23 protein-coding genes and 1 pseudogene are annotated in these 20031 nt (G+C 61.9%); 16 read left to right on the top strand and 8 right to left on the bottom strand.

Going from position 1 to position 20031, the window contains the following annotated elements; translation table 11 throughout:
- A pseudogene (locus ACQ4WN_RS10240) lies at nucleotides 1-114 on the top strand (IS1595 family transposase); the annotation flags it as partial.
- 27 nt (nucleotides 115-141) lie between these two features.
- Here ACQ4WN_RS10240 and ACQ4WN_RS10235 read toward each other — a convergent pair.
- On the bottom strand, nucleotides 142-1488 hold the full coding sequence (locus ACQ4WN_RS10235; RefSeq protein WP_436551443.1) for a sigma-54 dependent transcriptional regulator: 1347 nt from the start codon (nucleotides 1486-1488) through the stop codon (nucleotides 142-144).
- A 702-nt stretch (nucleotides 1489-2190) separates the two neighbouring features.
- Between ACQ4WN_RS10235 and ACQ4WN_RS10230 the strand changes: the two genes are divergently transcribed.
- The gene (locus tag ACQ4WN_RS10230) at nucleotides 2191-2910 is read left to right on the top strand and encodes a hypothetical protein (protein WP_436551442.1); all 720 of its coding nucleotides are present in this window, start codon (nucleotides 2191-2193) and stop codon (nucleotides 2908-2910) included.
- A gap of 3 nt (nucleotides 2911-2913) precedes the next feature.
- On the top strand, nucleotides 2914-3147 hold the full coding sequence (locus tag ACQ4WN_RS10225) for a hypothetical protein (protein ID WP_436551441.1): 234 nt from the start codon (nucleotides 2914-2916) through the stop codon (nucleotides 3145-3147).
- A 37-nt stretch (nucleotides 3148-3184) separates the two neighbouring features.
- On the opposite strand, the gene ACQ4WN_RS10220 is transcribed toward ACQ4WN_RS10225, so the two are convergent.
- A complete protein-coding gene (locus ACQ4WN_RS10220) occupies nucleotides 3185-3877 on the bottom strand; it encodes a DUF3334 family protein (protein ID WP_436551440.1) in 693 nt (230 codons plus the stop codon).
- A 301-nt stretch (nucleotides 3878-4178) separates the two neighbouring features.
- Nucleotides 4179-5816, bottom strand: coding sequence for a methyl-accepting chemotaxis protein (locus ACQ4WN_RS10215; protein ID WP_436551439.1), 1638 nt, complete (start codon nucleotides 5814-5816; stop codon nucleotides 4179-4181).
- A gap of 135 nt (nucleotides 5817-5951) precedes the next feature.
- On the opposite strand from ACQ4WN_RS10215, the gene ACQ4WN_RS10210 reads away from it, so the two are divergent.
- Nucleotides 5952-6770 carry a helix-turn-helix transcriptional regulator gene (locus ACQ4WN_RS10210; RefSeq protein WP_436551438.1) on the top strand — a complete coding sequence of 273 codons (819 nt, stop codon included), beginning with the start codon at nucleotides 5952-5954 and terminating at the stop codon, nucleotides 6768-6770.
- A 41-nt stretch (nucleotides 6771-6811) separates the two neighbouring features.
- On the opposite strand, the gene ACQ4WN_RS10205 is transcribed toward ACQ4WN_RS10210, so the two are convergent.
- On the bottom strand, nucleotides 6812-7963 hold the full coding sequence (locus ACQ4WN_RS10205; RefSeq protein ID WP_436551437.1) for a sensor histidine kinase: 1152 nt from the start codon (nucleotides 7961-7963) through the stop codon (nucleotides 6812-6814).
- Between the two features lie 171 nt (nucleotides 7964-8134).
- Here ACQ4WN_RS10205 and ACQ4WN_RS10200 point away from each other — a divergent pair, with 171 nt between their 5' ends.
- The 11 genes from ACQ4WN_RS10200 (at nucleotide 8135) to ACQ4WN_RS10150 (ending at nucleotide 15716) form a co-directional block, all read left to right on the top strand.
- Nucleotides 8135-8452 (top strand): hypothetical protein, encoded by a 318-nt coding sequence (locus tag ACQ4WN_RS10200; RefSeq protein WP_436551436.1) that lies wholly within the window; start codon nucleotides 8135-8137, stop codon nucleotides 8450-8452.
- 122 nt (nucleotides 8453-8574) lie between these two features.
- Nucleotides 8575-10248: a DUF6138 family protein gene (locus ACQ4WN_RS10195; protein WP_436551435.1), complete on the top strand. Its 1674-nt coding sequence runs from the start codon at nucleotides 8575-8577 to the stop codon at nucleotides 10246-10248.
- Nucleotides 10249-10359: 111 nt separating this feature from the next.
- On the top strand, nucleotides 10360-11052 hold the full coding sequence (locus ACQ4WN_RS10190) for a hypothetical protein (RefSeq protein WP_436551434.1): 693 nt from the start codon (nucleotides 10360-10362) through the stop codon (nucleotides 11050-11052).
- Between the two features lie 25 nt (nucleotides 11053-11077).
- The gene (locus ACQ4WN_RS10185) at nucleotides 11078-11404 is read left to right on the top strand and encodes a hypothetical protein (protein WP_436551433.1); all 327 of its coding nucleotides are present in this window, start codon (nucleotides 11078-11080) and stop codon (nucleotides 11402-11404) included.
- Nucleotides 11405-11499: 95 nt separating this feature from the next.
- Entirely contained in the window at nucleotides 11500-12141 is a 642-nt protein-coding gene (locus tag ACQ4WN_RS10180; RefSeq protein WP_436551432.1) for a hypothetical protein, read from the top strand.
- A gap of 94 nt (nucleotides 12142-12235) precedes the next feature.
- A complete protein-coding gene (locus tag ACQ4WN_RS10175; protein WP_436551431.1) occupies nucleotides 12236-13096 on the top strand; it encodes an alpha/beta hydrolase in 861 nt (286 codons plus the stop codon).
- Between the two features lie 93 nt (nucleotides 13097-13189).
- The gene (locus ACQ4WN_RS10170; RefSeq protein WP_436551430.1) at nucleotides 13190-14044 is read left to right on the top strand and encodes an undecaprenyl-diphosphate phosphatase; all 855 of its coding nucleotides are present in this window, start codon (nucleotides 13190-13192) and stop codon (nucleotides 14042-14044) included.
- A 56-nt stretch (nucleotides 14045-14100) separates the two neighbouring features.
- Entirely contained in the window at nucleotides 14101-14667 is a 567-nt protein-coding gene (mntP, locus tag ACQ4WN_RS10165; RefSeq protein ID WP_436551429.1) for a manganese efflux pump MntP, read from the top strand.
- A 101-nt stretch (nucleotides 14668-14768) separates the two neighbouring features.
- Complete coding sequence (locus ACQ4WN_RS10160; protein ID WP_436551428.1) at nucleotides 14769-14975, top strand: hypothetical protein; 207 nt, start codon at nucleotides 14769-14771, stop codon at nucleotides 14973-14975.
- Between the two features lie 110 nt (nucleotides 14976-15085).
- The gene (locus ACQ4WN_RS10155) at nucleotides 15086-15391 is read left to right on the top strand and encodes a hypothetical protein (RefSeq protein ID WP_436551427.1); all 306 of its coding nucleotides are present in this window, start codon (nucleotides 15086-15088) and stop codon (nucleotides 15389-15391) included.
- 79 nt (nucleotides 15392-15470) lie between these two features.
- Nucleotides 15471-15716, top strand: a complete 246-nt coding sequence (locus tag ACQ4WN_RS10150) for a hypothetical protein (protein ID WP_436551426.1) — start codon at nucleotides 15471-15473, stop codon at nucleotides 15714-15716.
- A gap of 13 nt (nucleotides 15717-15729) precedes the next feature.
- Here the strand turns inward: ACQ4WN_RS10150 and ACQ4WN_RS10145 are convergent, their stop codons facing one another.
- The gene (locus tag ACQ4WN_RS10145; protein ID WP_436521767.1) at nucleotides 15730-15951 is read right to left on the bottom strand and encodes a hypothetical protein; all 222 of its coding nucleotides are present in this window, start codon (nucleotides 15949-15951) and stop codon (nucleotides 15730-15732) included.
- 143 nt (nucleotides 15952-16094) lie between these two features.
- Between ACQ4WN_RS10145 and ACQ4WN_RS10140 the strand changes: the two genes are divergently transcribed.
- Nucleotides 16095-16811: an SOS response-associated peptidase gene (locus ACQ4WN_RS10140; RefSeq protein ID WP_436551425.1), complete on the top strand. Its 717-nt coding sequence runs from the start codon at nucleotides 16095-16097 to the stop codon at nucleotides 16809-16811.
- On the opposite strand, the gene ACQ4WN_RS10135 is transcribed toward ACQ4WN_RS10140, so the two are convergent.
- From ACQ4WN_RS10135 to ACQ4WN_RS10125, 3 genes are read right to left on the bottom strand one after another with little or no spacing between them, the layout of a single operon-like run.
- Entirely contained in the window at nucleotides 16808-17986 is a 1179-nt protein-coding gene (locus tag ACQ4WN_RS10135) for a DUF418 domain-containing protein (protein ID WP_436551424.1), read from the bottom strand. The genes ACQ4WN_RS10140 and ACQ4WN_RS10135 overlap by 4 nt on opposite strands.
- A gap of 14 nt (nucleotides 17987-18000) precedes the next feature.
- Nucleotides 18001-18918 carry a muramoyltetrapeptide carboxypeptidase gene (gene ldcA / locus ACQ4WN_RS10130; protein ID WP_436551423.1) on the bottom strand — a complete coding sequence of 306 codons (918 nt, stop codon included), beginning with the start codon at nucleotides 18916-18918 and terminating at the stop codon, nucleotides 18001-18003.
- Between the two features lie 43 nt (nucleotides 18919-18961).
- Nucleotides 18962-19879 (bottom strand): alpha/beta fold hydrolase, encoded by a 918-nt coding sequence (locus tag ACQ4WN_RS10125; protein ID WP_436551422.1) that lies wholly within the window; start codon nucleotides 19877-19879, stop codon nucleotides 18962-18964.
- Nucleotides 19880-20031 lie beyond the last annotated feature (152 nt).

Genomic DNA, 20031 nt, shown 5'->3' with positions numbered 1-20031 from the left:
TACCTGCCGAATTATCTGGGGTGGCGCTGGATACTCGACGCCGGACGCATCCGCTCCCCAGAAACATTGTTGAAGGCAACCATGGGAGAGTTCCCACACCTTACGGTGACATAGCCAAAAAATTCCCGTGGGGCGCCAGGTTCAACATTCGATATTGAGTTTTTTGATCATCCGGTACAAGGTCATGCGCGACACGCCCAGGTTGCGTGCGGCCTTGCTGACATTGCTGCCGGCACTGGCCAGGCAGGCCTGCACGGCGTCACGGTCCGCGCGCCAGCGAATACCGTCAAGTGCAACATCGCCGCCTGGCGCGTCCGCAACGGGCAAGCCCAGGTCCTGCGGCAGGATCGCCCTGCCTTCCGCCATCACCATGGCGCGCCGCACCCGGTTGATCAATTCGCGCACATTGCCCGGCCAGCTATGGTTGCAGATCGCCTCGACGGCTGCGTTGCTGAAGCCACGCACCAGCGGCGCCCGCTCCGATACATAGGTGGCAAAAAAATGGTTTGCCAGCAACATCAAGTCTTCCTTCCGTTCGCGCAAAGGAGGGACATCGAGCGCCAGCACGTTGAGCCGGTAGTACAAATCTTCCCGGAACCTGCCCTGCTGCACGGCCTCCAGCAAATTGACATGCGAGGCAGCAATGACGCGCGCGTCAACGGCGGTACTGTGCGTGGCGCCGACACGGCAAATGGTTTTTTCCTGCAGAAAGCGCAGCAGATTGGTTTGCAAGGGGAGCGGCAGGTCAGCTATTTCGTCAAGAAATACCGTGCCACCTGCCGCCGACTCGATCAAGCCCCGCTTGTCCCGGGTGGCCCCGGTGAATGCACCTCGTTCATGGCCAAATAGCTCGGATTGCGCCAGGCCAGCCGGAATGGCGCCACAATTGATGGGCACGAAGGGCCCAGCCGCGCGCGCAGAATGGACGTGTATCGCTTGCGCCGTCAGCTCCTTGCCACTGCCCGACTCGCCCCATATTAGCACCGGAGCGCTGGCACCGGCGACCTTGAGGATCTGGCGCCGCAAGCGGCCTATGGCGACGCCACTGCCCTTGAGCGCCATATCTGGCTGTTCCAGCGCACACAGTGGCGCTTCCGGCATCTCGCGTAAAGTGGCGTAGCCATAAGCATGGCCCAGGGTATGCTGCAGCCGCAGCATGTCGACAGGCAAAGTGTGATAATCATAGCAATGATCGCGTACCAGACGCCGACATAGCGCCGTCTGCAAGGTGCGCGGTGGAAAAATGCCCACCCATTGCATATCCCAATGCTGATGCAAGAAACCATCGATTTCTCTCAGGCCGTCGAGGGGGCAAATCAGTACCCCAACCGGAAAAGCCTGCGTGCGCAACGCACGTGCCGCGGCCGCCAGGCTCGTCATGGTGCAGACTTTCCAGCCTTCCCACGCCACGTCAAACTGCTGCATGCCTGCCTCATGCAGCGAGCCATTGCCACTCAAATCGATACACAATAACTGTCGTTTCAACATCCAGCCTCCAAATGGACTGCCATCATCAGGAAACATCCCGCCATCGCGTCCTGCGAGTAGAAGCGCCCGCGGGGCAAGCCCATAATCTGCCCCATTCATGCCAGCCAGTCTTGCTTTTCGGCAGGATGAAAACGATGAAAAGGCTGCAGCGGATTAACACACCATTACAGCCACAACGCTGCCAACATGCCCCTATCAGCCACATACAAAAGCCTGATTACACCTGGCCCAACCAACCATTTGCAGAAAATAGTAACGTTAATAATCAATGACTTAAGATACTTACTGGCAAAGAAACACAGGTGATGGCGCGGCTCTATGGGAGCGTAGCGAGAATTGTGTAGATGTGTGACAATTATATTGATATACATCAAGGTGGTGCTAAAAAATACGCTTCTTTTGTATTGAATTAGTATTTTTTTGCCACACTGTGTTTCCCATTGGAATCAAATCCGCATAAATAATTTTGAATGAGAAATTAATAATTCCAGCAATTAAGTACAATGCGCCCAGTCTTTTGCAGAAAATAGCTAAGCTAAATAGATTAAATGTGCCGGCCCTGAAATATCTGGCGGAGATCAGACGCATTTCTTGCCGTGCGCACATAGGCAAACTCGCTATTCGATGCCAGAATGCATAGCATTTCTTCCCATGCCCCAGCGCGCGCCACTTGCTGCGCACGCCGCACATCCACGAGACCTCATGCTAAAAAAACAAATTTTCATGCTGGCCATTGCCGCCTGCCTCGCCAACACGCTCCAGGCTGCCGAGCCAATGGAAATATGGCAAGCCGAGCGCAGCCACTCCGTCGCCGCACGCATGCAGGCGGAAACGTCCAGCGCCGCCGATCCGGATGCCCCCGCGCCGCTGCCTGTGGCGAGCGACATTTCACTGGCCGAGCTGGAGCGCCGCTGGGCCCTTGGCCTGGCCCAAGCGGCTGAAAAGCACTTTAGCAGCGCGCTCGACCCGGCCGCGCTGACGACCCTGGCGCAGCAGATGGCGTGCGACGATATCGTCGGTGTGCAGGCGTATGGCTTCCCGCTGGAACGGGCGCATCCAACCGTGCTGAGCGGCGCGCACCTGCTGGCGCGCTGCCCGGACCGCGCCTACCTGACGATCACGGCGATGTCGATGGCGGGCAAGTCGGGCAAGCGGGTCACCATTTCGCCGCAAGCGTTCAGGCAGACGGTGGATGGCAAGCCCGCGCGGCGCCTATATTACAAGGCACGCAACGGCCGCCAGAAGGAAACGCTGACCATCGTCGACGGCGACTATGTGTATGCGCTCGAGTACTGGTCGCTCGATGATGGCAAGCATCCCGGCATGGCGGGAGAACGGCGGCTGGAAAAAGTATCGTCGTTGCCCCCCGCCCAGCCTCGCGGCGGTGCGCACGATGTGCCGGCATGGCCGGCAATGAGATAAGCAATGGATTTCAACAAGATCATCAGGACAGCAAGGAATGGCGTCGCCATCACTTGCACCGTGCTGGGGACGGCGGGCGTGTATGCTTTTTTGATCGCGTCCCTGTGCCGCATGTTCTTTGACATGACGTCAGGCACGGCCCTTGCGTGGATCGGTGCCCCGCTGTTTGTTGTGTTTGGTATTCTTGGGAGTATATTTTTGCCCGACAGCTTGCGCAAGGCAAACATCATCGACTAGCGGCGGCAAGTATGCCGCCGCTAGTCGCAACGCCCGCTTACATGCCCAGGGACTTGAGCAAGTCGGCGTTGTCGTCGTCTTCCGGCTCCGCCGCTGGCGCCGGGGCGGCGTCGCGTTCGCGGTTCGCGTATTCGGTATCCATCAGCGAGTCGGCATCAACTTCACGCGAATCGAAATCGTGCAGCTTGATGAACTCGGTACGGTCGATCGCCAGTTCCAGATAGAAAATGTTGTTCTTTTCTGTGTAGAAGGTGACGCGGCGCATTTCCGGGCGGTCCAGCGGCGTGTCGACGCTGAGCATCACCTGCTTGTTCAGCACCAGCATCTTCGGCTGGCTCTGGGTGATGTTCGTTTGCAGCTCGCGCCGCACCTTGCCCGTGAAGTCGCCCACGATCTGGTTCATCAGCTCGCCCATGATGTTCGACACTTCGTCCGACGTGTAGAAACTGGCCAGTTCCGACTTCGGCATACCCATGTGCAACATATAGCGCTCATAGATTTCCATCGCCGTATCGGCGGCAAAATTGAGCACCACGAGGCCCGTGAAACCGCCATCGAACATCACGAAGCAACCGATGTCCGGCTTCAGGCCGGTCTTGGTGATGCGCTGCACCATGCCTGAATAATTGACCCTACTTTGCGTTGCCACGTTGAGCACCCGAACCACCGAGTTGCACAAACTCATCAACAAATCTTCTGTACCGTACACAACATCCTTTTCTGCATCCATGAGCAACCTCTCCTACTATTTTAAAGATGACAGCACTGTTTCCCTGCCCGTTGCGAGCCGAAACACGATAGTTTCGCTCAGCAAGCGGACGACTTCACCTTTGCATGCCTGACCTTGCCTGGCCGTGCGAGCCGCATTGCCGCTGGCACGAACCGCCCTCTTACCTTTTTCTGTATAGAAATAAGTATCAGATGCGCAGAATACCCAGATGTAACATTTCCGTCCAGCCATACCTGCATTTACTTGACGATCTGTGCGGAAATACCATACGCCGTCGCCTGCGGAGCCACAGTGCCGGAGGCTAGCCGCCCATGGTCAATGCCAGGGGCCGATGCCCGGCTGGCTGCGCCGCGCCGGCCTGGGTGGTCTGCGGCGCATCCTTCAGGCGAAACACTTGCACGGCGTGCGACAGCTGCGCCGCCTGATCCTGCATGGCATTGGCCGCAGCGGCCGCCTCCTCGACCAGGGCCGCATTTTGCTGCGTCACCTGATCCATCTGGCTGATGGCTTCATTCACCTGCTCGATGCCCAGGCGCTGCTCTTCGCTCGCATCCGTAATCTCACCGATGATGGCGCTCAGGCGCTGGACGCTATCAACCACCTCCTGCATGGTGGCACCGGCCTGGTCGACCAGCTTGCTGCCCACGCCCACCTTGTCGACCGAATCATCGATCAAGCCCTTGATTTCCTTGGCGGCGCTGGCCGAACGCTGGGCCAGGTTGCGCACTTCCGTGGCCACCACGGCAAAACCGCGTCCCTGTTCGCCCGCGCGTGCAGCCTCCACGGCGGCGTTCAGGGCCAGGATATTTGTCTGGAAGGCGATGCCATCGATCACGCCGATAATGTCAGCAATCTTGCGCGAGGAATCATTGATCGAGCCCATGGTCTGCACCACGTCGGACACCACCGCACCGCCCTTGACGGCCACGGCGGACGCCGCCGCCGCCAGCGAACGCGCCGCCAGCGCATTGTCCGCATTCTGCTTGACGGCCGCCGTCAGTTCTTCCATTGAAGACGCCGTTTCTTCCAGCGAACTGGCCTGTTGCTCCGTACGCGAGGACAAGTCCATATTGCCCGCCGCGATCTGGCCCGACGCCGTGGCAATCGTCTCCGTGCCGCCACGCACCTCGCCCACGATGCGTACCAGGGCCGCATTCATGTCGCGCAGGGCGGCCATCAACTGCCCCGTCTCATCGCGCGAACGCACGTCGATATGGCTGCCCAGATCACCTTGCGCAACGCGCTTGGCCAGCGTCACGGCTGCGCTCAGGGGAACGGTGATGTTGCGGGTCAACCAGATGGCCAGGACCGCCGCCAGCAACACGGCGACGGCGCCTCCGCCCAATAGCACCACCGTGGTGCGCGTCTTCAGGGCAGCAGCTTCGTCGGCGCGCTGCGCCAGCAGCATACTTTCCGTCTTGCCTATGTCGGCCAGCAAGGCGCGCATCGCATCCATGGCCGACTTGCCCTTGCCCGCCTGCTCGGCCGCCACGACCGCATCGAGATTGCCATCGGCGGCGGCCGCGCGACGCAGAGCGATGACGGGCTCGATGGCGCTTACCTGCCACTGTTGCCGGGTACGATCGAGCACCGCCAGGCGCTCCTGCTGCGCAGGATTGTCCGCCGTCAGGGCGCGGATCTTTTGCAAATGCTCGCCAAAACTGCGCTGGCCCGCGACCAGCGGCTCCAGCGAGCTATCCTTGCCGGTCAGCGCAAAGCCCCGCTGGCCCGTTTCGATATTGATCAGGCTTTCCAGCAAACTGCTTGCCTCGGCCAGTACCTCGTAGGTATGGATGTTCAAGCCATTCGCCTCGCCCAGCCGCGACAAATTCGTTTGTGCGGAAGCGACGAGTATCGCCAGCAAGGCGAGGACGGCGCCAAAGGCCAGATACAGGCGGGTGCCGATCTTTAAGTTGGACAATGTGTTGGACAATGCCATGGTAACTCTCCATTCAGGTGGCGCAGTAAGAAAATGTTGTCCAGGACAAACATCGGGCCATCATCATAGCGATAAAAGTGGAAACATTAGTTGCTTTTAGTCTACAATTTATATCTTTCCGTCTCTTTGTTAACCATGGATCGTCTGTCTGCCCTGTTGATGCGCATGGAGTTCTCTGCCGACACCTTCTTCGAGGGCGCATTTTGCGGCAGCAACCACTTTCCGGCCCAGCCGGGAACGGGCCACCTGCACCTGGTGCGGCGGGGACCTGTGACCTTCACCCACGACGATGGCACGCTGTTGCAGGTCGACGTGCCCTCGCTGGTGTTCTATCCGCGCGCGCTGGCGCATGGCCTGGACACGGGCGCCGGCACGGCACGGCTGCTGTGCGCCACCGTCCGTCTGGCGGGCGATGGCGATGCCGTCCTCGATAAGCTGCCGCCCTGCCTGCACATCCCGCTGGCGCAACTACCGGCGATGGCCGGCGTGCTCGACCTGCTGTTCGACGAGGCGCAGCATGGCGGACTGGGGCAGAAACTGGTGCTCAACCGCCTGTGCGACGTGCTGCTCGTCCAGCTGCTGCGCCATGCGCTGGCCAGCAAGCTGATATCGGCCTCGCGCCTGTTCGGCCTGTCCGACGCGGCCTTCGCCAAAGCCCTGGCGGCCATGCACGACCATCCCGGGCGCCGCTGGAGCGTGGCATCGCTGGCAAGCCTGTGCGGCATGTCGCGCAGCCGCTTCGCGCGCCAGTTCCACGCGGTCATCGCTTGTCCGCCGGCCCAATACCTGACAAGCCAGCGCATGCTGCGCGCCCAGGCGCTGCTCAAACAAGGCTGGCTGGTGCAGGACGTCGCGCTGGAAGTGGGCTATGGCAGCCAGCCGGCCTTCACCCGGGCCTTCCGCGCATGCACGGGCCTGTCGCCGCGCGACTGGCTGGCACAGGGCGAGCGCTAGCAGTCGCGCGCAATGGCATAGGGCATGGCTGCAGCGTCCGCTCAAGGCACGGGGGTGGCGACAGCCCCCGCATGCCGGGGCAGGTCGATAATGAAGACGCAGCCATGGCCAGATACGCTTTCCACGCTCAAGGTACCGCCATTCGCTTCCACGCTGCGCCGGGCAATCGACAGGCCCAAGACCGGGCCCGTCTTGTTAGCGCCGCCTTGCGTAAAGGGCAAAAACAAGTCATCTGCAGCCTGCGGCGACAGGCCGGCGCCGTTGTCTTCCACTTCGATCCTGATCCGCTCGCCGTTCGCATACGCGCGCAGCACCACCGTGCCATTCGGCGCGCTAAACTTGAAGGCATTCTGCAGCAGGTTGCCCACGGCACAGAGCAGCAAATCCTGATCCGCATCGAGCTGCAGCAAGGGTGCGACCTCTTCCACGATCAAGGTGCAACGCAGCAAGTCCGCTTCCAGTTTGGCCGAATAGCCCAATTCACTGATGAAGTTGCTCAGGAAGAATACCGAACGCTGCAAGGTCAGGCCCGCCTCCACCCGCACTTCCGCCAGCGAGCGGTCAATCAGGGTACGCAAACCAACGAGGCTGCGGTCGAGCACGGCCCCAGTCGCACCCGCCACGTCCATGCCGCCCTGTTTGAGCGCGGCGACGGCCAGGCCGGCCGTGCCCAGGTGATTGCGCAATTCATGGGCGAAAAAGCCGATACGCTGGCTCAATGCCAGTGCCTGCTCATTCGCAATCAGTACGTCGCGCCGCTGGGTAAATTCCGACACGGCTTCGGCAATGCCGTTGTCGAGGCAGCGGTTCAGCGTCCTGAATTCCTCGACGGCGAATTGTTCGCCCCTCGCCAGCGCCAGGTCGCTGACGGCCTGGCACAGGTCGCCATAATCGTGCACCACCTGGCTGACGGAATAGCCCAGCGCCAGCAATTGCCCGCCGTGCGTGGTGGCGCTGTCGGCCAGTTCCGATGTCGCCAGCGCATTGCCATCGGCGGGGCCGGAAATGGCCAGGCTCTTCGCCATGTGGCCCGCCTCTTCCGCCTTCAGGGTGCGGATCAACTGATCCAGAAAGATGGGGATGCCTTCTCTTAACTGCATTTCAGTCGAAAAACGCAGGGGCCGCTTGGCGACTTTGTCACGGCAACGGCGTTCCAGTTCGGCGCGGTTTTCCGCGAGAAATATATGCATCATGGCGTTTTCGGCAATCTCAATGACTAAGAATAGATAAGCCTAACGCGATGACTTGCCAATCACCGTCTGCTAACGAACATAGGTGCGCGCCCGCCCGGTGCCGTGCAGCGCACGCTTCGGGCGTCTCCCTGTGCTATTGTCATCAAATATATAACCAAGCAGGTGCCACGCATGCAAAACATCGTTACCAGCGTCTCGTTCCGCTACATCGATCCGCGCCACAAGGAACCGGGCCCGAGCAGGGAATTTATCAACCAGAACATTCTGCTGCCGCCGGGCGCCCATTTGCCGCGCATGGGCGAAGCGATCGAGCTGATGCACTGGGACTTGAACCGCGACATGAAATCGGGCGTGTATTCGGTCCTGTTTGTCCACACGCGCATCGCCCTGTTTGATGGCAACGACAAGCCTTCCGGCTGGCACACCACGATCACCGTGGGACCGCTGTCCGATGACATCGACGCGCGCTTCCTCACCGCCCCGTCCTGACAGCCGTGCGGCCCTTGTTGCGGCCAGGCACGAACACCTAAAATAGTGCTTTATATCAAACATGACCGTGACGGCAGCCGGTGGCACTGTCACGCGCAACGCAGGAAAAGACGACGATACTAATGAGTACACTTGTAGAGCTGGCAACACAGGAAATGACGGCGGCCATCCACGCCTGGTTCGATGAGCGCCTGCAGCGCACGGATCTGGAGCAATCCGTCAAGCGCACGACCTTGCAAGCGGGCATCTTCAATGACTTCATGCTCGATTACAAGCCGGGCCGCACCACCGCCGACGATCTCGACCTGGGATTCGATGACGACGACGCGCGCCCCAGGACGCCGGCGCGCCTGGACGATGCGCAAATGCGCGAGGCTGTCGCGCCGCAGCTGACGGCGCTGGTGCAAGCCCGCCTGGTGCCGCTGGTGGACACGCCGATGATCGACTACCGTTTCACCTTCCGCGGCAAGTTCCAGACGGCGCAGGGCAAGCTGCACCTGACGTTGCTGGAATACGTCAACGACGGCAAGCGCCAGGCCTTGCTGGAAAACATACACGCGTACATCGGGCAAACGCTCACGCAGGGCAGCGAGCCAACGCCACCGCAGGAAACGTTCTTCCTGGCGCGCCACCTGCTCGACCAACAGCTGTTCCCGCAACCTGACGTGGCCTGGATCATCGCCCAGTATGACCGCATCCAGGCCTTGAACAAGGCACGTCCGGACACGTTGGCCGAGCACCGCTACCATATCATCCGCGCCATCACCGTATGGGCGGAAAATATCTTCCTGCCGCAATACTATGACCGCGCGCTATCGCGCTACCGCGCCACGGAATACACCTTGAAGGCGGGCGCATTGCACGATGCGCAGGCGCTGCAGCCGATCGACCTGCTGCTGTATGGTGCCGTGATGATATTGCGCCACGAACCGAACTACGCTAAATCAAAGGGCCTGAAATTCCTGGAAATCGCCCGCGAACTGGGCAGCGAACGGGCCGTGCGCATGCTCAAGGAAGGCAGCGGCAGCTTCCCCGATGCCGACATCCATGTAAAAAATGCACTGCTGGAATGCCGCGCCAACGATGTGTTTGCCACCATCAGCATCAGCATCGCCCGGGAAGAGGAAGGCGCGTATGCGCAGGCGCTGGCATTCATCACGCACTTGCTGCAAAACGGTTTCCCGAAAAGCTACCAGATCAAGCTCAAATCGAAGGTGAAGGAATATCTTCCCTTGAAAGGCCTGGCCAGGTCCGATACGCACCGCTTCTTTGCCAACGCCCTCGCCCATGCTGCCCTGCAGCCGCAACTGGAAGCGTATGCGCGCGCAGCCATCGAAGAATTCGAGTTCTACGCCGACACGGAAGGCGAAAAGAATTGCATGCCCGGCACTTACGCCGCGTTCGGCCTGGGCTTGCTGGACTCTCGCTATTTCCCCCTGGTGCAGCACTATATGGTCAACGTCGACGAGGAACACCAGTGCGTGCAGGACCAGTTCACGGCCGCCTTTGCCGAGCAGCATGGCGTCACGACGGATTCTATTGCCGTGCTGGCGGCGTGCCTGCGCGCGTGCACGGATAACGCCAAGGTGAAAATCCAGGCGGAACTGGAAGAGGTGGAGAAGCTGGAACTGTTCTGCCAGCAACTGCAGGGGTTGGAAGGCTATCTGATCGAGCACATGCTGTATCCAGTCTGGGGCAAGCTGGAAAAACTGGCAGCCCTTGCCCGCAAGGCGCAAGGCCGGCGCAAGGAGCTGCTGCTGGCTTTGCTTGAAAGGGCCAGCAAGGCGGATGCATGAGGTGGATGACCTGACGTGCGCAACATTATGACTTTCACCATATATAATGCGGGCGCTAGAATTGCCTCAAAGCATCTTTTGGCGCCTGACATCGAATCGTGGAGAAAATACATGCATCAAACGCAACAAACATCGCACACCGCCCTGATGGCCACCGTCTTTGCCGCCGCCGTGACAATGGCCCAGCCCACCATCGCCGCCGAAGCAGCAGCCGTCGAACTGGCGCCGGTCGACGTGGCCAATTTGTACATCAAAACCATCATCAACCACGATGAAGCCAGCGTCGCCAAGCTCAATGCCTACCTGCGCCCAACCCGCCTGGCGGGCCAACAGAGCGCCGAATACGCGTCGTACAGCGGCTTGAAGGAAACGGACGCCAGGTTTCCAACGGAAACTGGCAAGCTGATCGCTGACCTGTTCCCCGCCGCCATGCGCGCAGCCGTAACGCCGGCCGCCGAATTGCTGGCCGCGAATGTCATCGCCGCCAAGAATGGCGCCGCATGCCAGGCCACCAAGGCGGACCCGGTGACGGTGGAAAACGGCATGCAGACGGCCGCCGTCAGCTTCGAATGCCAGGTCGTCAAAGTGCCCGTGGCATGGGCGGCTGCCGCCCAGCAACTGGCCAAGAGCGGCTGCAAGGTCGAGCAATGCACGGCTGGCCTGAAGAAGATCGCCGCGACCTACACCAGCGCACCAAAGCAGACCTGGCGCGCCGTGTTTGCCGTCAGCCGCGAAAAGAATACGGAAGCCTGGCGCAACGATTTCGCACGCGAAACTTTCGATGAAATCTGGGAGTACCTGTAATTCTGGCGTCGTTTAGAATGGCCGGATGAACAAATTCACTCCGGTCCCACGGCCCGCAGGCCTGGCCTTGCTGCGCCTGCTCGACCCCGAGCATGTGGAAGGCGCGGTAGCCAAGCAAGTGCTGGCGCAGCACTTGCCTGCCCTGCACGGCAAGCAACTGCTGGCGCTGCTGCGCCGGCTGCGCGCCGCCCAATCCAACGAGCACGATTATGCAGGCGCCAGCCCTGCGCAGGCCGGGCAGCAGTTCGGCGCCGCCATCGCCGCCGTCAAGGCGGAGCTGGCTACGCGCCCGCACATACTCAACAAGCTGGAAGCGAAGGCCTTGCGCCAGGCGGCGGCAAAAAAACGTTAATCGAGGCGCAAGCGGCCAGCCAGCCGTGCGCGCGAGCACGCCGCCCCCTCCTATAATCGGAGACTGTATCGTTTCCGCTATTGAGAGGCCCATGCATGCCCACACGATTTTCCCGCCGCGTAGTTAGCTGCGCCATCCTTGCGTTCTCGGCCCTGGCCACCATGCAGGCGGCCCATGCCCTGGAAACGGGCCCCGTCGATGCGCGCGCCGTGTGGCAGGAACGCTCGCTGTCGGCCTGCCGCAGCGAGCAATCGCCCTCCGCGCCCGACGTCTGCATGCTGCGCACCATGCAGCGCGCCGGCGCGCGCCCGCAAGCGATCGCCGCCGCCAGGATGCTGGTCAAGGCAAACAAGGCGGGCTTCATCTCCGCCTGGCGCCCGCTGGGCAAGGTGGCCCTGGCCACCGTCACCTATCCTTTCCGCGCCAACACGAATGAAGGCAGCTTGCTGATCGGCAGCGATGGCGCGGCCATCGACGTCGACGACGATTCCGTGCGCGAGGAAGACCGCACCACACCCGCCTGGCACGCGTTTTCCGCCGCCCACCCGGACGCCGTACCGTTTGCCCCCGCCGACTTTATTGGCAGTACGGCAACGCAAGACGGTGGCCAGCGCCTGTTGTTTTCCACGCCCCTGAAGAGCTGCCACGCCTGCGCCGACGATGGCGCGCTGCTGGTCGCCTATACGGTGGACAAGGCAGGTATCGTGCTCGAAAGGGAACTATTAACAATCAAGTAATACTGCATCAAAGCTAAAATAGATAAGATAAAATTGCTTGATGGCATGTCTATACGAGTACATGCCATCGATCCACTACTTATCACAGGAAAACATGCGCCGCTCTTGCCTTGCACTGCACCTCACCGCCGCCCTGCTGCTGTCCAGCTCCTTCCATCTCGCCATTGCCGCGCCCACCGCCACCTCCAGCGCGGCCATACCGCTCGTCATCGGCGAAAGCTTCAGCATCGATTCGCAGGCGCTGAAGGAAAAGCGCCACATCAATGTCTACATGGCGCGCGCCTGGGATACGCCGCCCGATGCGCCATTGCCCGTGCTGTACATGCCGGACGGCGGCGTGGCGGAGGATTTCCTGCACGTGGCCGGCTTGCTGCAAGTGTCGGTGGCGAATGGCACGATGCGCCCCTTCATGCTGGTCGGCATGCAAAACACGCAGCGCCGGCGCGACTTGACGGGCCCGACGGAGAGTAGCGAAGACCGCAAGATCGCCCCGGTGGTGGGCGGCGCGTCGGCGTACCGGGCCTTCATCCGCGATGAACTGATGCCGGAAGTCAAACGCCGCTACCGCACGACAGGCGAAACGGCCATCGTCGGCGAATCGCTGGCGGGGCTGTTCGTGGTGGAAACGTACCTGCTGGAACCGCAGCTGTTCGACCATTACCTGGCATTCGACCCCAGCCTGTGGTGGAATCATGGCGCCCTGCCGCGCCAGGCGGCAGCCTTGCTGGCCAAGGGCAAGCCAGGCAAGCACAGCCTGTACCTGGCGTCCAGCAGCGAAGCGGGCATCGCCGTCGAAGTGCAGCGCCTGTCCGAGGTGCTGGCAAAACAGGCGCCGCCCGGCTTGCAATGGCATCTGGAAAAGATGCCGGAAGAAAGTCATGGCACGATTTATCACCCGGCCGCGCTGAAGGCTTTCCGCGCCGTCTTCAAGCCGCAAGTAGCGGCCAAGCCGTAAACATGGACAAACTGTAATCTGCTGCGGGACGCGCCCGCCGTCACTGGCGGGTAAAATCGGCGGCCCATCTTCCCCGCCTGATTCCAGAGTCCCATGAGCTTTTTGCAATTATTTATTCTTTCCATCGTCCAGGGCTTCGCCGAACTGCTGCCTGTTTCCAGCTCCGCCCACGTCATCATGGCGGAAAAATGGATGGGCCTGGACCCCACGTCACCTGAACTGACCATGCTGCTGGTGATGCTGCACACGGGCACGATGTTTGCCGTCATCGTGTACTTCTGGACATCCTGGCGCGCCACCTATTTCAGCTCGGCCACCGCCTTCCGCAGCAATGTGCTGCTGCTCGTGGCCGCCACGGCCCTGACGGGCATCGTCGGCTTCGGCTTGCTGAAGGGCATTACGCACATCATGAGCAAGGATGCGCCCGGCTTTGAAATCGAGCACCTGTTCGGCAACGCCAAACTGATGGCTGCCGCGCTGGCCGCTGCCGGCGTGTTGATTATCGTCTCCTCGCGCCTGCAAGCGCGCCAGCATGGCACCTTATCCTTCGGCAAGGCCATGTTGATCGGCGCAGTGCAAGGCCTGTGCCTGCCGTTCCGGGGATTTTCCCGTTCGGGCGCCACCATTTCCGCCGGCATCGCCATGGGCGTGCCGCAGCGCCGGGCCGAGGAGTTCAGCTTTGCCCTGGCCGTGGTGCTGACGCCCGCCGTGCTGGTCAAGGAAGGCTGGCGCTTCTACCAGGCCGTGGCAAATGGCAGCCTGGACCATCTGGAACACGGCAACAGCCTGCTGCACCTGCTGGGCCCCAGCGTGCTGGGCATGCTGCTCTCTTTCCTGGCCGGCTTGCTGGCGTTGCGCTGGCTGTCGCACTGGCTGGAGCGGGGGCGCTGGCATTTCTTTGGCGCGTATTGCCTGCTGGCCTCCTTGGTGGTGCTGTACGTAGGGTAAAATCGCCGGGTTACTAGTTTATACACATCCCAGCCAGGTTTTACAGAAAGCCAACGATGAATTTCGCCGCCACCGCCGCCCTCTCCCTTGCCATGTCCACCGATGCCTTCGCGGCCGCCGTGGGCAAGGGCGCCGCCCTGCACAAGCCGCAATGGCGCGAGGCGCTGCGCACGGGCCTGATTTTTGGCGTCATCGAAGCCATCACGCCCGTCATAGGCTGGGCCCTGGGCAGCGTGGCAGCGCCCTACGTGGAAGCATGGGACCACTGGATCGCCTTCAGCCTGCTGGGCATCATCGGCCTGTTGATGATACGCAATGCCCTTTCCGACGACGAGGATGAAGCGCCCGCGCAGTCGCATTCGTTCTGGGTGCTGGCCGCCACCGGCCTGGCCACCAGCATCGACGCCATGGTGGTGGGCGCGGGCCTGGCCTTGCTGGGCGCCAACATCGTCGTGACGGCCGCCGCCATCGGCTTTTCCACCTTCGTCATGGTCACCCTGGGCGTGATGCTGGGCCGCGTGCTGGGCACAGTGGCAGGCCGGCGCGCCGAACTGGTGGGCGGCCTGGTGCTGATCGTCATCGGCTGCGTGATCCTGTACGAGCATATCGGTCATCCGGCCTGACACCCCGCAAAGCCTGCGCACGCCACGGCATGCGGCATGGACCAAGCTCCACTTTGTGCTACATTCAAGGCTCTGCATTCATGTCTCGCAAGGTGACCATCATGGAAACTCTGGAGCTTATTTTTGCCTCACTGGTGCGCGAAACGGCCGAGTCAATACGCGACCACCACGTCCCTTTCGCCATCAGACACGACGAGCGCGCCTATTTCGAGTGGATGGATGGGCATCCGATCAATGGCTATATCCAGGAAGCGTACCGGGAGATCGAGGAAACGGCCCAGCAGATCCGCGCCATTCGCGCTGGGTGATGACGCTAGTTGAACCATGGCTGACAGTATTGATACAGATCAAAAACTCGACCATTCGATACGCGTAAAAAAGGGCTGGGCCACGACAATCAGGCTGGGAGGCGGGGAGCATGGATCAACAACAAAAACACCAGATCAGGGGTTATGAATTTCATGTGACGGGGGCGCTGGAGAAGGATGGGCGCTACCGGGGCATGATCTTGATCAGCAAGCGCGGCGATACGCAGCAGGTGTACGCCAAGCCCGTGCTGATTGAAACGCTCAGCAGCTTCAAGTCCGTGCATGCGGCATTGATCGAGGCATCGGCCTACGCCCAGGAACTCATCTATAGCAGTGCCATCACGGCGCTGCTGCCCGCCGATACGCCGGCCTGCGGCAAGCAGGCGCCACAACCGCCTGACCTGGTCGGCAATTAAGACTACGCAAGGCCACGACCAGCGCCCCGCTGGCGGACAGCGGGTATAATCGCGTTCCCCTTGTCAAGAGTGCGTCACCATGGAATATGTGAATTTACCGCTGGTCTTCCTGATCGGCTGCGCCCTGATTGCCTTGCTGGCCAAAAAGAATGGCTACTCGTGGTACTTGTTCTTCTTTGCCATCGCCGTGCCCGCTCCACTGTTACTGCTGGCCCTGCCGCACGTCGTGGGTGTGGAGACGGCTTCGCTGAGCGCCGTACGCCTGGCCACCGCCCTGCTCTTCCCTGTGGCCGGCCTGCTGGTGGCTTTGCGGCGCACCAGCTGACGCAGCGCACAGTTTAACGTGCCTGCATGCCATCGGCCAGGCGCCAGCCGACGGACAGCGCCAGTTGCTGTGCCTCTTTTTCATTGCTGCAATCATCGTAATCGCAGGTGTCCGCATACGCGCCGCACGCCTGGTTCTGGCTGACATACGAACCAACCCAACGACCATCGCGGCGCTGGCTGGCCGTGGCGCTGATGGTAAAACCTTTGTGAATGGTGGGATTTTCAAAAGACATATTTCCTCCGATGCAAGATGCGTTAGCCAACTGACTGGCCTCCACTGTGCGCCACCTGCCACCCGCAGTCTGTACGTTGGCCCACACCCACGCCAGGCGCGCGCCAGCCCGCGCGCTCCATGGCGATAGGGTATGATTTCGCCATGTGTGGACGATTCGATCAAAACGACACGGCGCGCGTGCTGGCGTCATCCTTCGGCTGGACCGACGCGGTGTTCGACAGCGAGGCCGAGCCGCACCTGAACGTCTCGCCCGGCACGTACCGGCCCATCTTGCACATCCAGGAAGGTGTGCACCGGGTTGACGATGTCTTCTGGGGCTACCGCCCCGCCTGGGCCGCGCAAACCGTGCCAGCCCCCGGCAGGAAAAAAATCCCCCTCGCCATCAATGCGCGCCTGGAAAAACTCGCCGGCGCCTATTGGAAGTCTTTGCTGCGCGCGGGGCGCGGCACCGTCTGCGTCGATGGCTGGTATGAATGGACAGGTGAAAAGGGCAGCAAGCTGCCGTGGCACATCCACCGCCGCGACCGCGCGCGCCTGTACCTGCTGGTGCTGGCCCAGTTTGGCCCCTACCAGCACAACCGCGAGGAAGCGGGCTTCGTGCTGGTGACGGCCGACAGCCTGGGCGGCATGGTCGACATCCACGACCGCCGCCCCGTGGCCGTCAGCCTGGAAGACGCGCACCGCTGGCTGACACCCGCGCTATCGCCCGAAGCGGCGCTGCACCTGGCGCGCACCTGCATGCTCGACGTGGAACTGTTCGAGTGGCATGCCGTGGATCATCCGCTGGTGCCCACGGCCAGGGCCAAGGCGCCGCCGCCGGCATCGCCGCAAGCCGCGTTTGACTGGGGAACGGATTAAGGCAGCCGCGCGAGCCGGCGCCACAGCGCTTCCATCGGCCCCTGGCGGAAGTAGTGCAGCCAGTAGCGGCTGAGTATCACCTGCCCCGCCATGATCGCTACGGCAAGCCCCAGCATCTCGGCCGGACGCAGTCTGGCGCCCCAGCCCAGGCCCGCCCCCTGCAGCAGCCAGGTGCCGATCAGCGATTGCAGCAGATAATTGCTCAGCGCCATGCGTCCCACGGGCGCCAGCCATGCACCCAGCCAGCGCAGCATGAAGGGACTGGCCAGCATCAGCGCGGCCACATAGCCGGCCGCCAGCACGGGGCCACCGGCGAACAGGCCCACTTCGAACAGGGCCGTATCGAATACGGTTTGATAGGGATCAGCCACCTGCCACGCGATGGCGCCCGCCGCCAGCAGGCTGAACGGCAAGCCCACGCCCAGTCCCACTCCACGCACGCGGCGCCACAGGCGCTGGTGGCGCTGCGGCTGCGTCAGCCAGCCACAGCGCACGGACAACATGCCCAGCAGGAACAGCACTATGATATGCGGCAACATGACGATGGCATACAGCATGGACACGAGGAAATCGTTGGCGCGCAGCCTGGCCACGGCCCAGGCGCTGCCCTGCGTGTAGATGGCGTAACGCTCCGCAAAACTGTGCAGATCGCGCGCGATGTCCGGTGCGCCGCCCTGCTGCCCCAAGGGAATGAGCAAACACATAAACAGCAAAAAGCCGCCCGCCACCAGCCAGGCACGGTTGCGCACGCGACTCAGCCTCGCGGCTGCCAGTGGCAGGATCAGCATGCCGGCGACGGCATACGAAGTCAGCACGTCGCCGCTCCAGATGAGGAAACCGTGCAGCAAGCCAAATATCAGCAGCCAGTGCAGGCGGCGCCGGTAAGCGGTTTGCGCGGCCTCCCAGCTGCCCAGTTGGCGTTTCAGGGAACGCGTCTGCAAGGCAAAGCCGGCGCCAACCAGGAAGGCGAAGATAGGATAGAACTTGAACTGCGCCAGCGCTGCCACGCCGAAAATGACGAGCTGGTCCAGCACGGGCGGCTGTGCCGGCAAGGTGCCGTAACGCAAGGAAATCGTGCCCCAGGCAAAGCCCCAGATATTCACCAGCAAGATGCCAAACACGGCGCTGCCGCGCAGCACATCGAGTTGCAGCAAACGGCCGGGTTTGGCGTTCACGGCGCTGAGGGCGTTCAGGGGCGCGCCAAGGTAGGGTAGTCGCTTACCTGCAGGCTGAAGCCGGAAGCATCCGATTGCAGCCGCGCGTGGCCGCCAACTGGCAAGGTGACGCGGCGGCGGATGTGGCCGAACTCCAGCCCCGTCAGCACGGGTACAGGCAAGCGCTGGCGCGCGTAGGCCAGCATGACGTCAACATCGTAGCCCTTGTCCATGGGACTCAGTTTGTAGCCGGAAAAGTCACCGAGCACGATCGCCTGCTGGCGTTGGAGCACGCCCGCATGCAGCAATTGCAGCAACATGCGCTCGACCCGGTACGGGTGTTCGTTGACGTCTTCCAGGAACAAAATGCCGCCATCGATCTGCGGGAAATACGGCGTGCCCAGCAGGTGGACCAGCATGGCCAGGTTGCCGCCCCACAATGTCCCCACCACGTCGACCTGCGGGTTGCAAGCAGACACGCCCGTGACCGTGTGCGTGGGGCCGGCCAGGCATGACCACAGCTGATCGAGCGTAAATTGCTCGGCTTCGTCGCGGGTGAAATCGTCGCAGATCATGGGGCCGGCAAAGCTGGCGCGGCCCGTTTTCGCCAGCAAGCCCATGTGGAAGGCCGTGAAGTCGCTGTAGCCGACAAACAGCTTGCGGCTGGCGGCCATGGCGGTGAAGTCGATGTCGGGCAGGATGCGGCTGATGCCGTAGCTGCCGCGCAAGGCGATCACCACCTGCACGTCCGGGTCGTTTGCCGCCGCGTCAAGCTGTGCCAGGCGTCCCGCATCCGTGCCGCCGAAGCGCTGGAATGTGTGTTCGGGGTCGTAGTAATTGTGGACGGTGGCGCCTTGCGCCTGCAAGCGCGCGATGCCGCGCGCCACGGCCGCGTCATCGGGCGCGCAACCGCCCGGCGCCACAATGGCGATGCCAATCTCAGGTGTCTTCAAAATATGCCCCGGCTAGTCAAGTGGTGCGCGCGCCTAGTTACGTTCAAGCTGGCTGGGAGCGCATCTGGGGCGCCATCTTACCTTGCAGATGCACATCGATCAAGGCGAGCAGGCGCTCGATCAGCTGGGGCGGCATATCGTGCCCCATCCCCTCGATCACCTCGAGCCGGGCACCCGGAATCAGCGTCGCCGTATCGATGCCGCAGGCGACGGGAATCAGGGGGTCGGCTGCGCCATGGATCACCAATGCCGGGCAGCTGATGCTCGGCAGCAAGGCCGTGCGCTCGCCCGAGGCGGCAATCGCCACCATTTGCCGCGCCACGCCTTCGGGGCAGCTGCCCCGCTGCAACGCCGCCTCGATGCGCTGGTACAGCAGTTTTTCCGAGACGGGATAGGCGGGGCTGCCGATGACGCGCACGGTGGCGGCCATGTGCGCCATCAGTTCGGCGCGGCTGGCATTGCGTTTCGGACGTTGCAACAAGGCATTGCGCGCCGCCCGCGTGGGGCCGGGCAAACCGCGCCGGCCGCTGCTCGACATGATGGAGGTCAGACTGAGCACCTGCTGCGGCGCGCGCGCCGCCATCACTTGCGCGATCATGCCGCCCATCGATACGCCGATCACGTGCGCCTGAGCAATGCGCAGGGCCGCCAACAAGCCCAGCGCATCGTCCGCCATGTCATCGAGGGTGTAGGAAGTTTTCAGGGGCCAGCCGACAAGGTTCTTCACGTAGGCCAGCGGCAGATACGGCTTACCCGCCAGCGCCATCTTGCTCGACAGGCCGCTGTCGCGGTTATCGAAACGCACAACCCGAAAACCTTGCTCGACGATGCCTTCGACGAAGTCCGCCGGCCAGGCGATCAGTTGCATACCCAGACCCATGACCAGCAGCACACACGGATCGTCCGGGTTGCCGTGGCTTTCATAAGCTATGTTGAGGCCGTTCGCCATGATGGTTGCCATGATTGCCTCTTTTCCAGGAACCAGCACGCAGGCACGATCGCTGCGGCCTTGCAATCAGCATACCACTATTGTGATCTTGCCATCACGACTCATGCGGAAGTCAAACTGAAGTGTTGCCGCGCCGGTACGGCGCGCGGCAACGGTGCAGCAAC

The organism is Janthinobacterium pasteuri (genome assembly GCF_051380775.1).
GTDB lineage: Bacteria > Pseudomonadota > Gammaproteobacteria > Burkholderiales > Burkholderiaceae_D > Janthinobacterium.
The sequence above is the reverse complement of the archived record's forward strand: the minus strand, read 5'-3'. Positions and strand labels throughout refer to the sequence as shown.

What these genes read in the sequence shown, in the direction of transcription:
- ACQ4WN_RS10200 (WP_436551436.1), top strand. Translation starts at nt 8,135, where the DNA reads ATGCAAAACATCGTTACCAGCGTCTCGTTCCGCTACATCGATCCGCGC.
- ACQ4WN_RS10125 (WP_436551422.1), bottom strand. Translation starts at nt 19,879, where the DNA reads ATGGCAACCATCATGGCGAACGGCCTCAACATAGCTTATGAAAGCCAC.
- mntP (WP_436551429.1), top strand. Translation starts at nt 14,101, where the DNA reads ATGAATTTCGCCGCCACCGCCGCCCTCTCCCTTGCCATGTCCACCGAT.
- ACQ4WN_RS10175 (WP_436551431.1), top strand. Translation starts at nt 12,236, where the DNA reads ATGCGCCGCTCTTGCCTTGCACTGCACCTCACCGCCGCCCTGCTGCTG.
- ACQ4WN_RS10235 (WP_436551443.1), bottom strand. Translation starts at nt 1,488, where the DNA reads ATGTTGAAACGACAGTTATTGTGTATCGATTTGAGTGGCAATGGCTCG.
- ACQ4WN_RS10190 (WP_436551434.1), top strand. Translation starts at nt 10,360, where the DNA reads ATGCATCAAACGCAACAAACATCGCACACCGCCCTGATGGCCACCGTC.
- ACQ4WN_RS10210 (WP_436551438.1), top strand. Translation starts at nt 5,952, where the DNA reads ATGGATCGTCTGTCTGCCCTGTTGATGCGCATGGAGTTCTCTGCCGAC.
- ACQ4WN_RS10230 (WP_436551442.1), top strand. Translation starts at nt 2,191, where the DNA reads ATGCTAAAAAAACAAATTTTCATGCTGGCCATTGCCGCCTGCCTCGCC.
- ACQ4WN_RS10150 (WP_436551426.1), top strand. Translation starts at nt 15,471, where the DNA reads ATGGAATATGTGAATTTACCGCTGGTCTTCCTGATCGGCTGCGCCCTG.
- ACQ4WN_RS10145 (WP_436521767.1), bottom strand. Translation starts at nt 15,951, where the DNA reads ATGTCTTTTGAAAATCCCACCATTCACAAAGGTTTTACCATCAGCGCC.
- ACQ4WN_RS10215 (WP_436551439.1), bottom strand. Translation starts at nt 5,816, where the DNA reads ATGGCATTGTCCAACACATTGTCCAACTTAAAGATCGGCACCCGCCTG.
- ACQ4WN_RS10170 (WP_436551430.1), top strand. Translation starts at nt 13,190, where the DNA reads ATGAGCTTTTTGCAATTATTTATTCTTTCCATCGTCCAGGGCTTCGCC.
- ACQ4WN_RS10225 (WP_436551441.1), top strand. Translation starts at nt 2,914, where the DNA reads ATGGATTTCAACAAGATCATCAGGACAGCAAGGAATGGCGTCGCCATC.
- ACQ4WN_RS10180 (WP_436551432.1), top strand. Translation starts at nt 11,500, where the DNA reads ATGCCCACACGATTTTCCCGCCGCGTAGTTAGCTGCGCCATCCTTGCG.
- ACQ4WN_RS10160 (WP_436551428.1), top strand. Translation starts at nt 14,769, where the DNA reads ATGGAAACTCTGGAGCTTATTTTTGCCTCACTGGTGCGCGAAACGGCC.
- ACQ4WN_RS10185 (WP_436551433.1), top strand. Translation starts at nt 11,078, where the DNA reads ATGAACAAATTCACTCCGGTCCCACGGCCCGCAGGCCTGGCCTTGCTG.
- ACQ4WN_RS10155 (WP_436551427.1), top strand. Translation starts at nt 15,086, where the DNA reads ATGGATCAACAACAAAAACACCAGATCAGGGGTTATGAATTTCATGTG.
- ACQ4WN_RS10140 (WP_436551425.1), top strand. Translation starts at nt 16,095, where the DNA reads ATGTGTGGACGATTCGATCAAAACGACACGGCGCGCGTGCTGGCGTCA.
- ACQ4WN_RS10205 (WP_436551437.1), bottom strand. Translation starts at nt 7,963, where the DNA reads ATGATGCATATATTTCTCGCGGAAAACCGCGCCGAACTGGAACGCCGT.
- ACQ4WN_RS10195 (WP_436551435.1), top strand. Translation starts at nt 8,575, where the DNA reads ATGAGTACACTTGTAGAGCTGGCAACACAGGAAATGACGGCGGCCATC.
- ACQ4WN_RS10220 (WP_436551440.1), bottom strand. Translation starts at nt 3,877, where the DNA reads ATGGATGCAGAAAAGGATGTTGTGTACGGTACAGAAGATTTGTTGATG.